We start from the raw sequence: 12952 nt of genomic DNA, 5'->3' as shown, positions 1-12952 counted from the left end.
TGCCAGCTGACACGATGCTGAGATCACTGGCTGCAGGAGGACCCATGCGACACCCCCGGCGACACCTCGCTGTGCTCGTACTCACCGGAGCGGCCCTCCTGCCCTTCACCGCGTGCTCCAACGGCCTGGCCCCGGACAGTCCCACCGCCCGGGCCCTGCAGGCGGTCAACGACCCCACGGCCATCGCACAGCTGGCCCAGGACGCTCCCGCGCCACAGGCGGCAATCCTGGAGGACGGCCAGGTGAGCGGCGGTGAGTACGAGCAAGCTCTCACTGCAGAACGCGACTGCGTCAGCGCCGCCGGCTACGAGCCCTCCAGCTTGGCTTGGGGTGATGGAGAGCTGGGCTTCACCGTCACCGCCAGCTACGAAGACGAAGCTGACCCCCAAGCAGCAGACGCCGCTTTCCGCGCCGCCACAGATCAGTGCCGAGATGAGAACAGCACTCTGGTCGCCACGATCTGGGCCAACCAGGACTGAGGTCGCACGCACCCACTGGGCGAGTTCAGGCGCACCTCATGGTCATCCCGCGTTGTGCGTGCTGTTGCCGGCGGCCTGCGGCGTCGCGGTCTTGTCGCTGGCCGTGCGAGCACGCTAGGGCTACCGCTCCTGAGTCAGTCGCGTCGAGCCATCAGCAGAACCACCTCCAGAGCCGCCACCGGGTCCATCGGGTGCCGACGACCACGGGCTGGTGGCCGCAGCAGTTGAGGTCCGTCGGTTCACGCAGGGGCGAACGCCACAGCCCACGCCGACGCCGACGCCGACGCGAAATCGTTGACACGACTCGGCTTGAACTGGACGCTCCCGGTGTCCGGGACCACAAGCTCGGCGACTTCTCGGACCTGGCCGTCACACGCCAGCTCCTGCGCAGTGCCCGCCAGGTCCAGCTCGAGGTCTCCGCCGCCGGTGCACACCGTGAAGGCGCGGAAAGTCGCGTTCGCCGTCAACCCGATTGAAACACTCGTGGTGGTGCTCGCGTCTCCACCAACGGCGCTGATCCCTTCCTGGGGACGCGTGATGTCCGCCGCGGTGATGCCCGTCGCGGTGCTGGCGGCCGTGGAAGCGAGCCGCGTTGTTTCATCCATCTGCGTCGTGGAGACACCGGTCTCCTCCTGGGCTGAGCAGGCCGCGCCGACGGTCAGGGCAAGAGCCGCCAGGGCAAGACCGAGGCCACGAGCGGGGAGGTCGCTACTGCGTCCCTGGCTGTGCGCTCTGACCTGCGTGGACATGGTGGCGGCTCCCATTGCTTGACCGTAGAGGATGGCGAACCGCCGCTGCAGGAAGATCACGCGATAAGGGCGCGGCGGCTGCTAGACGCATCAGCACCACCACTAGGACTACCGCCGCCGACCAACGACTTCACGGTCATCCCGCGACCCGGGCGGTCCTGACTGATCTGTCGACGCAGCGGTCATGTCAACAGCCAAGTGGTACGGCAGATGAGCGGGGCTCACAACTTCTTGATGCGATAACTCACGGACCTCCTGCTGTCTGCGCCCCTCGATCCGAAACGCGGAGTGGGTAGCCTGCAAAGATGAGTGAGCGCGCTGCACCCCGCGTGGTCGTTCCCGACGTAGTGGGACTGCCCTTCCACATCGGCCGGGACGTCGCCAGCGACGCGGGCGTGACCCTCACCAACCCAGACCCCGATGGACCACCGATCGGTGCCCTCGCCTGGCCGGGTCTGTTCTACATCACCTCTCAGCACCCGGCTGCGGGAGCCGAGGTGTACCAGTGGGACTCGATCGCCGTAGAAATCACCGCGGGCGGAAACGCGCCTTCCCCGGCCTTGCCGCTGAAGCCCGACAGCCCACCCAACGATCAGGCGAGCGCCCGCGGTACGACCGCCTCCTGACAGTCAGCCCCCCAGCCGCACGACACGAACACGCGGTCATCCCGCGGTGCGCGCGCAGTGTTGGAGCAGGGCCTGCGGCCAGGTGTCGTCGTGCCCAGACAGCAGCTCGCACGGTGGGCGCGAGCGTGGAACGGTCCTCGCGGTGTCGGCGGCTGGCCGTGGTGGCTCCGCTTCGTGGCCGCTGTGGTGGTAGCGCTCACGGGGCGATACCTCACAGACCTGCGGCTGCCGCACTGGCCGAGCATCATCGCTGCCGGCCTCCTCATGGGCGTCTGCATCGGCCTCTTCCGGCTCAGCCGCCCACGCGTTCGCGATGACGCCGCCGCACCCAGCGGAGACTGATCTTTCAGGGTCATGCCGCCCCCCGGCGCTCCGGACGACGTCGCGGTCGTGGCGCGAGCCAGGACGTCGACGACCGTCCACACGACGTCCGCGACGTCGCGGTCCCGGCGCCCTCCACGCGCCATCGACCTCGCGCCATCGACCTCACGGTCGGGTCTGCCGGTGACGCCTGCGGCGACGGCGACCAGGTCGGAAGAGGACCTCGCGCCGACCGCCGGGACCTGAAGGTTCCCCCCCCCCCCCCCCCCCCCGCGGTCCTGGCGCGACGGCCCGACGCCTTCGCCGTAGGTTCAAGACGTGGACGACCGGAGCGGGCAGCCCGAGACCTCCCAGCCCGACGAGGAGGGGACGGGAAAGCCGGAGGGGCGGGGTCCACTGGTGTGGGTGCCGTGGTCGCTCGTCGCTGGCGCGGCCGCCAGCGCGGTGGTCCTGGCCGAGGTGTTCCGGCGTTTCCTGACCGGCGGCGCGGACACGGTCTACTTCGGCAGCTACGTCTCGGAGGAGACGCTGCGCACCCGGATCGACTTCACCTTCTCCGTGCGGTTCCGCCTGCTGTGGGCGACGGTGGCGGTGCCGGAGGCCCTGCTGGCCTCCTCGCTGGCGCTCGTGGCGCTGGCGGCCCTGATCGCGGCGGGGCGGCCCGGCTGGCTCGTACCCTCCCGCTGGGCCGGTCGGGTCGCGGCGGGGGCGGCGGCGCTGACAGCGGTGGAGAGCGCGCTGTGCCTGGTGATGCTGTTCGACCTGACCAACGAACCGCTCAGCGAGCCGTTCGGGAACCTGCAGCGGACCTACCTGCTGCCGAACACCGGCGGGTTGCTCCAGATCGCCCCCGTCCTGGCGCTGCTGGCGGTGACAACGGTGCTGTCGCTGGCCTCGGCCCTGGTGCTGTGGCGGGTGCAGGACAGGCGACCGGACACCGCCGACACCACCGACACCGCCAACACCGCCGGTCCGGTCCCGGTGGACCCGGTGGACCCGGCGCCGACCGGTGCCGCGAGCGGGGCACCACCGGGGGCGACGGGTGAGACGGTCCTCCCGCCGGCCCCCGACGAGGCTCGCGACGAGGCTGGCGACCGGGTGAGCGGAGGGGCACCGGCCACCCCTGTCCACGCGGTGCCCAAGCTCCCGGCCGAGCAGCTGGAGGCGTACCGCCGTCCTCGGGCGTGAGGCGCGGGCTGGCGGTCCGCCTCAGCAGGGTCGCGTCTCGTGGACGTGGAGGAGCGCGGCGGTGCTGAGCAGGGAGGCCGGATCGAGGTCTCCAGAGCCGGGGTGATCGTCCGCGCATGCCGAGGACCAGATGCTCCCCGCACCGTGCATGGGCACCACCAACGGCCCGCGGCGCAGCATCCGTCCTAGGCTCCCGCCGTGGATCAGGACACTCTGCGCGCAGCCGTCGACGCCGCCTTCGAGCAGGACCCGGCGTCCACGGCGGCCTGGCCCGACCCCCACCCCGACCACGAGCCCGACCCGCAGGAGTACTCCCGCTGCCTCGACCCCGCCAAGTACCGCATCCTCACCGCCCGGGCCAACGCCTGGACGCGAGTCCTCACCGAGGCAGGACTGGCCACTCTCGAGCCCATCGACCTCACCCGCGAGCACGACACGTGGCGCGACGGCTCTCCTTCAGGCATCGCCCCCGTCCGCGCCCACCGACTGCGTCCGCACCAGCAGAACGCTGTCCCCCTCGTGCTGAGCTTCCGCGGCTTCGACGGCCCCGACGACAACCTCGTCACCATCAGCGCCGGTCAGCCCGCCGTCCCCCTGGCCACTGTGCCCGCCTGCGGGTGCGATGCCTGCGACGACGGTTCTGAACACCTCCTGACCGAGCTCGACGAGCACCTCCTCGGCGTCGTCACGGGCGACTTCGTCCACGTCAACACCCCCCGCCTCACCGCCTTCGGTGACAGTCGCGGCTGGCAGGCCAACGCCGCCGACGACAGCGACGGTCTCGGTCACGTCGAGCAGCTCCTCGAGGACGCCCGGACGGGCCGCTCACCGCACCGCGTCGTCCACGGCGCCCGGTGGTGGTGACACCCACCCCACTGCCCGAGTGCCTCAGTCCTAGGGGCTGCCGCACGCCGTAGCCGATCGCACGGTCATCCCGCCGTCCGCGCGCTCTGCCGCCGCTGGGATCGCCTCGACACGAGCAGGCACTGGCAGTCTCTGCCCTCGGCGATCATCCTGATCACATGCCCGAGTTCAGCGGTCCGCTCTACCAGGACTACCTGCCACCGGAGCTGCGCGCTCAGACCGCCGAGGAACGCACCCGACTGCTGGAAACGGGCCTTCAGCCCACGATCTACCCGCCGCCGCGTCCTGGGCACGGGACCGTACGGGTCATGCCACCCCACGACGACGACGTCTGGAGCGGTAGCTGGCAGGACGACGGCAACCGCATGAGCAGCGCCGAAGGGTCCTACCGCCGAGTCCGCGACTGGGTCGAGCATCAGCCGGCGGTGGCCGAGGTCATCTTCATCGCCTCCCTCGGCGATCACATCGATGTCGACGACGCCGCCTGGGAGCAAGCTCTCCGCCGTGACCCCGGCCCGACGCCGATCCGCTTCTGCAGGTGATCACGGTCCGCTGACCTCACGGTCATCCCGCACTCCGGACACGACACGGCCAGGCCCAGCAGCCACGATCGGTGGCACACGGCTCAGCAGCTCGACTGCAGCAAACGCCGCCGGGCAACTCCCTGCGTCGCGGCGAAGGCAGCGACGTCGACCGCGACCACCACGACGGTCAGGACCACGACGACACCCACCAGTCACGTCGACACGACGGTCAACCCCAGCGCAACCACCACGTTCGCCGCGGCCACCAACTGCAGCGCACGAACCAACGGCAACCTGGAGGTAAGCACCCAGACCAGAACACCCCAGGCCACCACCACGACCCCGAGCGTTGCGACCACCGGGGCCGCCAACCCCACGTGCGGCGCGCTCACCGCCGCCGAGGCGGCGACGAGAAGCCCCACCAGGACGCAGTAGAACGCGTCGAGCCGCAAGCTGACGATGCCGAGACGCTCACCTCGCACCCCTGCACGCTAGCCACGGAGACCGTCAACGACTACCCCTGCCGCAGCGGGAAGGGTGGGCGCCCAGGACGCCGACCTCGCGGTCATCCCGCTGGCCAGCACGTTGCGGGCGCCTTGAGCACGCGATGTCGAGGCCCTCGTGCCCATCAGGCACGCTGAAAAGAGTGACGGACGAGGACGTGCCACCCGACGTGGCCACCCACCAACACCACCTGCAAGAACTGCGCAGCGCCGACATCGACCACGACCACGCCGCTCTCACCGCCGCGCTCAACGATCCCGACCAGCTCGCCGGTGACGCCGCCGCTGTCGACCACCTCGACCGTGTCGCCGCGCAGCGATCCAGCGCCGCGTCCTTCACCGCGTGGCTGCGACAGCACGAGGACCTCTTCCCCGCCGACAGCTACTGCCACCACCGCGCCCAGCAGTGGCTGACCCTCAAACACCTGCAGGAGAACCCGCAGACGCCCCTGTCCCTGGCCGAGCTCGACGACTGGACCCAGCGCCAGCTCTCCCACCACAGCGACTCACCGCCGCACCTACGAGCCCTCGCCGACTCCGGGCGCACCCGCCGCATCCGCCAGCTCGCTCAAGCCCGACTGGACCAGCTTCAACCGAAGGACTCTCCGAGCTGACTGACTTCACGGTCATCCCGCGGTGCGCGCTCCTCCCACGAACCAGAGGGCCTTGGCAGAGGCTCTCGGTGGTCCTCGGAGCCGTGCGCGAGTACGGCTACGTGAGGGTGGGGCCGGTAGGTACCCAGTAGCGCAGCTTCGGTCCACGCTGATCCTGGAACAGGCCCCCGTTGGCCTCGATCGTCCTGCGCGAGGCGGTGTTGCCCACATCGCAGGTCACCAGCGCGCACTCGATGCCCAGCGCCGCCGCCACCGGCAGGGCGGCAGCGAGGATGGCGGTCGCGTGCCCACGCCGCCGCTCCCTGGGCACGACGTAGTAGCCGATGTGACCGCCGAACTCGCGCAGGAACGGGGTCAGGCGGTGCCGGATCTGCACCCGCCCCAGGTACTGCTCACCCTCCACCCACCACAGGTTCGTGGAGGGGACGAAGCCGTCCGGGCGGGGTGAGCCGGCCCGGGCGTCGTCGATGAGCTCATCCACCCACGCGGCGAAGGCCGCATCGTCGCGGTCGGCGGCGCCGACGTAGACGGAGTGCTCGTCCCAGCCCGGCTCTGCGGCGACGGCTCGCAGCGAGACCGCGACACTGGCTCGGGGGTTGATCAGGTGCGCCACCCCGCGACCCTACGGATCGCACCCGACGGTCGATGCGGCACCCCGTGGTGCCCACGGGGGGGGCGCCCGCAGCAAGCTGGCGACCTTCCGGTCATCCCGCAGTCCGCGCGATCATCCTTGGGTCAGTGCGTCTGCACGTCCCTACGGACGTCCCACGGCTGAGAGTCCGCCCGCAGCGGGCCGCTCTTGGGTCGAGCCGTGAACATCGTCGAGTTGGAACGGACCCGACTTCGAGCAATCGTCGACGTCGACCGCCACGTCCTCGAAGACCTGCACCACGCCGACTTCGTGCTCTGCACCCCCAGCGGCGACCTCTGGGACCGACAGACCTACCTCAGCGGCCTGTACGACGGGAGCATCGACTACGCACGCTTCGAACCGCAGTCCGAGATCCAGGTCGAAGCATCGGAGTCCGTCGCTGTCGTCAGGTACCTGTCCGTCATCGACATCGCAATGTCAGGTGGTGGCGGCCATCTGGAGTGCTGGCACCTCGACGTGTACGTGCGCGAGGATGAGGGCACCTGGCGCTGCAGGTGGTCGCAAGCCACCGACACGATCCGGGATTAGCTGGTGTGCTGCGACGGCGCGGGACCAGCCTGCGACTTCACGGTCATCCCACTACCCGGCACGTTGATGACGTCACCACTGCCCAGGCGACGTGGTCACAGCCACGACGATCGCCCCACGCTCACCGATGAGGGTCTGGAACTGAGCGACGACCTCACCGTCCTGCGTGCTCACCGACAGCAGGTGCTGAGCTCCCAACTGCTGCTCCTCCTGGTCCTCGACCCTGAGGGCGCCGGCTCCACCGGCTGCCTCGATCCGCTGACGCAAGGTCTGATCCTGGACGGTGGAAATGGTGTAGCCCGCGCCTACGCGCTGACACAGACCGCGCTCGTCCTCGCCCTCAATGGCCCGCAGCACCCCGAACACCGCATCCTCCGGGTCCCCGACGCCCACCCCGCACGGTCGCGCTGCGCGGTAGGCGTGGAGACCCCCGAGTACCAGGGCCACGAGGACGCAGACGATGACAACCGCTCGCGCCGGCCGGTGGGGCCGCAGCGGCCGTGGGCGCGTCACGGGGTGGGTCATCAACCGATCATGTCGGGTTCAGGCCCACCAGGGGGCCGTTCACCGCCTCCGCCCTGGCACCACACAGCCGGAACGCACGGTCATCCCGCGCTCGGTGCGCGGTCGTGGACAGCCGGCGACGTCGCGGTCTTGCCGATGAGCGCGCTGCGGGCGCATCGTGCTGGACAACAGCTCGACCGGCTCCCGCGCCACTGGTAGTGCCTCCTCGGACCCGCCGGCCCGCGTCTGTGGCGCTGGAAGGGGCTCAGGCCACGATCCGGTCAGCGGTCAGCTTGCGCTCGGCACCGGCCAGCAGCTTCCCCAGTCGCGCAGCGGACAAGGGGGAGCCGGCGTCGGGGGCGGGCAGCCGCGGAGCCCGGCCCGCGCGCAAGTCGTCCACCATCTGCTGCCAGCCCCGCAGCACCGCCGCGGGGTCAGCGGCGTACGCCGGCGCGTAGGCGGCGGTCTCGGGTTCGAAGCGCCAGCTCTGCGAGAGCGGACCGGCATCGACGGTGTCGAACCCGAGACGACCGATGAGATCCGCTGCCTCCGCCCTAGCCATGGCGTCGTCCCCGGCGATCGGCAACGCCGACCGGTCGGCTGCCCCGGCCGGGCGGGCCAGGGCGGGGATGTGGAAGGCGGCGATGTTGTTGAAGGCCTTGACCGTGCGGGCTCCGAGCAGGTGGGCCTGGACGAGCTCGGACGTCGTGATCCGTCCGGAGTCCAGGTCCTCGATGTGCCCGTCACGGGTGGCGTAGTAGTTGATGGTGTCCAGGACCACCTTGCCCTGCAGGGTGGCGACGGGCAGGGAGCGGTAGGCGGTCAGGGGGACGGCGACCACGACCTGGTCCCCGGCTCGGGCCGCTTCTTCCGGTGTGGCCGCGCGTGCGGCTGCGCCGAGGGCAGCCACCGTTTCCGTCAGGGTGTCCGGGGTCCGTGAGTTCGACAGGACCACGTCCAGTCCGGCTGCGATGGCGAGTCGTGCGATGGCGGTGCCGATGCTGCCGCTACCGATGATGCCCAGGGTGGTCATGGTGCTCTCCGTCTGATCTGCAGGTGCGCCGTCCCCGAAGACGGGACAAGCGGAGCAGGCGCTCCTCTTGAACGTAGCACGACCGGAGCAGCTGCTCCGCATCTCCCGACTCGGGCGTATCCTGAGGGAGTGAGAGAACCCCGCGCCGCCGCACCGACGACGGCGCCAGCTGCAGGCGCACCGGCTGCCCCGCGTGGGCGACGAGCCGACGCCGAACGCAACCGGGCCGCGATCATCACGGCCGCCACCGCCGTCTTCGCCGAGCACGGCGCGGACGTGGACGTGCGCGAGATCGCCCGGCGCAGCGGGGTGGGCATGGGCACCCTCTACCGCCACTTCCCTTCCAAGGAGGACCTGCTCCGCCTGAGCCTGGAGCAGGAGTTCACCGCCTGGCTCACCCAGGCCCACGAACGCGCCGCAGCGACGGAGGACCCCTGGCAGGCGCTGTCGGGGTTCTTCGAGCAGGTGTTGACCACCCAGGCCCACAACCGCGCACTGATGGACAGCTACGTCCAGACCGGCGGCCCGACGGAGTCCTGCGTGCACAAGTGCCGGGTGTTCATCGACGCACTGCGCCAGCGGTGTGAGCAGGCGGGAGTCCTCCGCCCCGGGGTGAGCACCGAGGACCTGCTCTCCCTCAGCGGATCGCTGTGCACCACGGTGCAGACCGTCGGCGACGAGCGCCGCTGGCGGCGGCTGATGACGATCTCCCTCGACGGGCTCAGCAGCCGCCACCGCGAACCCCTGCCGTCCTGAGCGAACAGGATCACGGGACGACCGAATTGTCCCCGACTCACGTCAGGGCTGCTGCAACCGTCTGAGATTGGCGACTGGACCCACAGCAACCGGACCCGCGGCCGCATCACGAAGAGACCGCGCCGGCGGGCACTCCGGTCCCAGCGGTGTTCGCAGCCGAGACCGGCAGTTCCACGTGGGCTGACCGGCCGCCATCGTGGTGCGTGCAGTTGGAACGCACGGACATCCCGCGATACGGGCGGTCCCTGGGGGCCGGCGGCACCGTGGTCATGCCGATGTCCGTCCAGTCGGTGAACCGCGCGGTCAGCCTTGGCGCGTCGGTCGGATGGTGAGGTCCCCGATCTCGACGTCGTCGGGCTGGTCGATCGCGAAGGCGATCGCTCTCGCCACGGCCGTGGGGTCGATGCCGAGCTCGGCCATGGTCTGCTTCACCTGCTCACGCAGTCGCGGGTCGTCGAGAGCGGAGTCGATGAATTCGGTGCGGACGTAACCCGGGGAGATCGACGTCGTGCGCAAGACCCCGTCGGTGCTCTCCTGCCGCAGACCCTCCACGATCGTGCGAACTGCGTTCTTGGTCCCCGCGTACACGGCCTGGGTGGGGACGATCTTCAGACCGGAGGTGGAGACCACGGTGACGAGGTGGCCACTGCCCTGAGCGCGGAACACCGGCAGGGCAGCGGCGATGCCGTTCAGGACGCCCTTGACGTTGACGTCGACCATGGCCGACCAGCCCTCGACGTCGACGTCGGTCATCGGGCTGATCCTGCTGACCCCGGCGTTGCCGACCAGGACGTCGAGGCGGCCGAACCCCTCCACCGCCCGGTCCACGAGCGAGTGGAGGTCGTCGGGGTCGGTGACGTCCACGCGCACGGCCGCGGCCCGACCGCCGGCGGCGGTGATCTCCTCGACCAGCTGCTCCAGGCGGTCGGTGCGACGGGCACCGAGGACGACGGCGGCACCGCGGGAGGCGAGGTGGCGGGCGGTGGCCTCACCGATGCCGCTGCTGGCACCGGTGATGGCGATGATCTTGTCGTGGATGGTCACAGAGCTCCTCCAGGAGGCGTGGCGCTAGAGTGGACACGTGTCCGGATACGTCGACGACCATAGCGGACAGGTGTCCGTTTCCGTCGAGGAAGTTGTTCCTACCGTGAGTGCCCGTCGCGCTGACGCCCAACGCAACCGCGAACTGATCCTGGACGCGGCGCGCGAGCAGCTGCGCGAGCCCGGGGAGTTGAAGCTCAACGCCGTCGCCAAGGCCTGCGGCATCGGGCAGGGGACGCTGTACCGGCATTTCCCCACCCGCGAGGACCTCCTGGTCGAGGTCTACCGCCACGACGTCGAGGAGCTCGTCGCGGCCGCATCGGACCTCGTGTCGACCAGGAGCCCCGTCGAGGCGCTGGCGGGCTGGTTCGAGCGGGTCGCCGCCTACGCGCGGGTGAAGAACCACGTGTTCGCCGCCGTGGAGGCAGCGACGTGGCGCGACCTCGCCGCCCACAGCCTGGGGCCGATCGGTGAAGCGGTGGAGCTGCTGCTCGCCGCGGGCCGCGCGGAGGGCAGCATCCGCGCCGACGTCGAAGCCCGGGACGTCATCGTGCTGATCGGCTGGCTCTCACGCCTGGACGACACCGAGCTCGACGAGCGGGGTCCGCGGTTGCTGTCGGTCCTGCTCGACGGACTGCGCACGCCCCAGGGCTGACCAGACCCCACGAACACCGGCGCGAACTCTGCGCGGCCCTCTCGTCCGCCGGTCGGCTCGATGTCGCCTCACGCCGAGGACGGTGAACCGAGGACGGAGAGCAGCTCCAGCTTCTCCTGGTCCTGCGTCCCGGGGACCGCGGTGTAGACCAGGAGGAGGTGCGACTGCTGCGGGTCCAGCAACGTCTGGCAGTGCAGCTGGATCTGGCCCACCGAGGGGTGCACGAAGCGCTTGACGTCGTGGGGGCGGACGCCCACCTCATGCAGCTCCCACAACCGGCGCAGTTCCTCCGAGTTCGCCAGGGCCAGTTCGGCCAGCTCGGCCGCGCGGGAGCCGGGCCCGCGGCGGGTGACGACCTCGCGCAGGTGCGAGGCGTACAACCGGGACAAGAACGCGTGGTCCTCCGGCGGGTACCACGCTCTGGCCGCGGGGTCGGTGAACCAGCGGTAGCCCAGGCTGCGAGCCGGGCCGCTCCACCGCGTGGCATCACCGGTCAACGCGATGCCCATCGGCGTCTGGCGCAAGGTCACCCCCAACTCGGTGACGATCTCGGCGGGGGTGTCATCGAGTCGGTCCAGGATGCGCAGCAGACCGGGACTGACGTGCTCGCTGAGAGCGCCGCGCACCGGCGGCTGGTGCCCGGCCAAGCGGAAGAGGTGGTCGCGCTCGTCCAGGCCCAGGTGCAGCCCCTGGGCGATGGAGGCGATCATCTGCACCGAGGGTTGCGGTCCGCGTTCACGCTCGAGCCGGGCGTAGTAGTCCGTGGACATGTGGGCCAGAGCGGCGACCTCCTCGCGCCGCAGCCCGGTGGTGCGCCGCCGCTGCCCCCGGGGTAGACCGACGTCCTGAGGCTGCAGGGCCTCACGCCGTTGCCGCAGGAACTGCGCCAGTCCCGTCCTGTCGATGTCCATGGTTCTCCCTCGCCGTCCTCCCCCCTTCCTACCTGCTGCGGTCGAGGTCAGCCACGACCTGACGATCCCCCTCTCCCGACCCTCCCCGCCGGGGCCACCCCACCGTCGAGCGGGCGCCGGTCGGTGGGGCGGATCGCCAGGCCCTGGATACGACCACGGACCTGGCTGAGGCTGGTCTCACCACCCCGACCCAGGAGGACCCGTGACCCAGCGAGCCGTGACCGGAGCCACCGGAGCCGAGCTCCTCGAACACACCGGCCCAGGCCACCGGACCGAGCCCCAGCAACCGGTCGCCAGCCCCAGCGCCACCACCCGACGCATCCTGGGCCTGGACGAGGCCGTGGAGCAGTCCCTGACCCGCACGACGGTGGACGGGGCCCTCCAGCGCGTCGGTGGACCGGTCGGGCTGGCCTCGGCCGCAGCGCCCACGATCGCCTTCGTGGTCGCCGATGCCGCCGCCGGTCTCGTGCCGGCCCTGATCGCCCTGCTGGTCACCGCGGTGGCCGCCTGCGTCGTGCGGCTGGTCCGGCGGGAGTCTCCCGGGGCCGCAGCGGCGGGGTTGCTGGTGGCCGCGGTGTGCGCCGGGGTCGCAGCGGTGACCGGGCAGGCCCGGGACTTCTTCCTGCCGGCGATGGTGGTGCCGATCCTGTTCGTCCTGGCCTACACCGCCTCCCTGCTCGCCCGGCGCCCCCTGATGGGGTTCGTCGTCAACCCGCTCTCCGGTGGGCCGCGCACCTGGCGCACCCACCGGCGGCTGCGGCGGCTGTACACCGCCAGCACGCTGGTGGGTCTGAGCCTGGCGGGGCTGACCCTGGCCGCACGGGTCGTCTTCTACCTCGCCGACCAGCCGGCAGCCCTGGCGGTGGTGCAAGTCGCCTCCACCACCAGCTTCGCCCTGCACTTCGCCGCGACCGTGGTGCTGGCCCGCCGCAGCGCCGGCGGACCCGTCGACGCCGGCGCTGCCCGCTAGCCGCCCACGGGACCGCTCCCCCCGGAACGTCCCC

17 protein-coding genes are annotated in these 12952 nt (G+C 70.9%); 10 read left to right on the top strand and 7 right to left on the bottom strand.

The window, feature by feature from the left end:
- Positions 1 to 71 precede the first annotated feature (71 nt).
- The gene (locus KRAD_RS21215) at positions 72 to 479 is read left to right on the top strand and encodes a hypothetical protein (RefSeq protein ID WP_041292311.1); all 408 of its coding nucleotides are present in this window, start codon (positions 72 to 74) and stop codon (positions 477 to 479) included.
- Between the two features lie 239 nt (positions 480 to 718).
- Here the strand turns inward: KRAD_RS21215 and KRAD_RS21210 are convergent, their stop codons facing one another.
- Positions 719 to 1288, bottom strand: a complete 570-nt coding sequence (locus tag KRAD_RS21210) for a hypothetical protein (RefSeq protein WP_041292310.1) — start codon at positions 1286 to 1288, stop codon at positions 719 to 721.
- Between the two features lie 245 nt (positions 1289 to 1533).
- Between KRAD_RS21210 and KRAD_RS24695 the strand changes: the two genes are divergently transcribed.
- The 4 genes from KRAD_RS24695 to KRAD_RS21190 all read left to right on the top strand — a co-directional run bounded on the left by KRAD_RS24695 (position 1534) and on the right by KRAD_RS21190 (position 4769).
- Positions 1534 to 1854 carry a PASTA domain-containing protein gene (locus KRAD_RS24695; RefSeq protein ID WP_012087738.1) on the top strand — a complete coding sequence of 107 codons (321 nt, stop codon included), beginning with the start codon at positions 1534 to 1536 and terminating at the stop codon, positions 1852 to 1854.
- 639 nt (positions 1855 to 2493) lie between these two features.
- Complete coding sequence (locus tag KRAD_RS21200) at positions 2494 to 3363, top strand: hypothetical protein (RefSeq protein ID WP_012087736.1); 870 nt, start codon at positions 2494 to 2496, stop codon at positions 3361 to 3363.
- A gap of 198 nt (positions 3364 to 3561) precedes the next feature.
- Positions 3562 to 4227: a DUF6226 family protein gene (locus KRAD_RS21195; protein WP_012087735.1), complete on the top strand. Its 666-nt coding sequence runs from the start codon at positions 3562 to 3564 to the stop codon at positions 4225 to 4227.
- A 158-nt stretch (positions 4228 to 4385) separates the two neighbouring features.
- On the top strand, positions 4386 to 4769 hold the full coding sequence (locus KRAD_RS21190) for a hypothetical protein (protein ID WP_012087734.1): 384 nt from the start codon (positions 4386 to 4388) through the stop codon (positions 4767 to 4769).
- Positions 4770 to 4963: 194 nt separating this feature from the next.
- On the opposite strand, the gene KRAD_RS21185 is transcribed toward KRAD_RS21190, so the two are convergent.
- A complete protein-coding gene (locus tag KRAD_RS21185) occupies positions 4964 to 5233 on the bottom strand; it encodes a hypothetical protein (protein WP_041292308.1) in 270 nt (89 codons plus the stop codon).
- A gap of 164 nt (positions 5234 to 5397) precedes the next feature.
- Here KRAD_RS21185 and KRAD_RS21180 point away from each other — a divergent pair, with 164 nt between their 5' ends.
- Positions 5398 to 5868: a hypothetical protein gene (locus tag KRAD_RS21180; RefSeq protein WP_041292307.1), complete on the top strand. Its 471-nt coding sequence runs from the start codon at positions 5398 to 5400 to the stop codon at positions 5866 to 5868.
- A 97-nt stretch (positions 5869 to 5965) separates the two neighbouring features.
- On the opposite strand, the gene KRAD_RS21175 is transcribed toward KRAD_RS21180, so the two are convergent.
- Positions 5966 to 6481 (bottom strand): GNAT family N-acetyltransferase, encoded by a 516-nt coding sequence (locus tag KRAD_RS21175; RefSeq protein ID WP_012087731.1) that lies wholly within the window; start codon positions 6479 to 6481, stop codon positions 5966 to 5968.
- 198 nt (positions 6482 to 6679) lie between these two features.
- Here KRAD_RS21175 and KRAD_RS21170 point away from each other — a divergent pair, with 198 nt between their 5' ends.
- A complete protein-coding gene (locus KRAD_RS21170) occupies positions 6680 to 7048 on the top strand; it encodes a nuclear transport factor 2 family protein (protein WP_012087730.1) in 369 nt (122 codons plus the stop codon).
- Positions 7049 to 7120: 72 nt separating this feature from the next.
- On the opposite strand, the gene KRAD_RS21165 is transcribed toward KRAD_RS21170, so the two are convergent.
- Positions 7121 to 7414: a hypothetical protein gene (locus KRAD_RS21165; protein ID WP_157873686.1), complete on the bottom strand. Its 294-nt coding sequence runs from the start codon at positions 7412 to 7414 to the stop codon at positions 7121 to 7123.
- 403 nt (positions 7415 to 7817) lie between these two features.
- Positions 7818 to 8585, bottom strand: a complete 768-nt coding sequence (locus tag KRAD_RS21160) for an NADPH-dependent F420 reductase (protein WP_041292305.1) — start codon at positions 8583 to 8585, stop codon at positions 7818 to 7820.
- Between the two features lie 129 nt (positions 8586 to 8714).
- On the opposite strand from KRAD_RS21160, the gene KRAD_RS21155 reads away from it, so the two are divergent.
- The gene (locus KRAD_RS21155; RefSeq protein WP_012087727.1) at positions 8715 to 9341 is read left to right on the top strand and encodes a TetR/AcrR family transcriptional regulator; all 627 of its coding nucleotides are present in this window, start codon (positions 8715 to 8717) and stop codon (positions 9339 to 9341) included.
- A 303-nt stretch (positions 9342 to 9644) separates the two neighbouring features.
- On the opposite strand, the gene KRAD_RS21150 is transcribed toward KRAD_RS21155, so the two are convergent.
- Entirely contained in the window at positions 9645 to 10385 is a 741-nt protein-coding gene (locus KRAD_RS21150) for an SDR family oxidoreductase (protein ID WP_012087726.1), read from the bottom strand.
- Positions 10386 to 10455: 70 nt separating this feature from the next.
- Here KRAD_RS21150 and KRAD_RS21145 point away from each other — a divergent pair, with 70 nt between their 5' ends.
- Positions 10456 to 11037, top strand: a complete 582-nt coding sequence (locus KRAD_RS21145) for a TetR/AcrR family transcriptional regulator (protein ID WP_420812219.1) — start codon at positions 10456 to 10458, stop codon at positions 11035 to 11037.
- A 68-nt stretch (positions 11038 to 11105) separates the two neighbouring features.
- On the opposite strand, the gene KRAD_RS21140 is transcribed toward KRAD_RS21145, so the two are convergent.
- On the bottom strand, positions 11106 to 11948 hold the full coding sequence (locus KRAD_RS21140; protein WP_012087722.1) for a helix-turn-helix transcriptional regulator: 843 nt from the start codon (positions 11946 to 11948) through the stop codon (positions 11106 to 11108).
- Between the two features lie 202 nt (positions 11949 to 12150).
- On the opposite strand from KRAD_RS21140, the gene KRAD_RS21135 reads away from it, so the two are divergent.
- Positions 12151 to 12918 carry a DUF3159 domain-containing protein gene (locus tag KRAD_RS21135; RefSeq protein WP_012087721.1) on the top strand — a complete coding sequence of 256 codons (768 nt, stop codon included), beginning with the start codon at positions 12151 to 12153 and terminating at the stop codon, positions 12916 to 12918.
- Positions 12919 to 12952: the final 34 nt, after the last annotated feature.

Source organism: Kineococcus radiotolerans SRS30216 = ATCC BAA-149 (assembly GCF_000017305.1).
Lineage (GTDB): Bacteria > Actinomycetota > Actinomycetes > Actinomycetales > Kineococcaceae > Kineococcus > Kineococcus radiotolerans.
The sequence above is the reverse complement of the archived record's forward strand: the minus strand, read 5'-3'. Positions and strand labels throughout refer to the sequence as shown.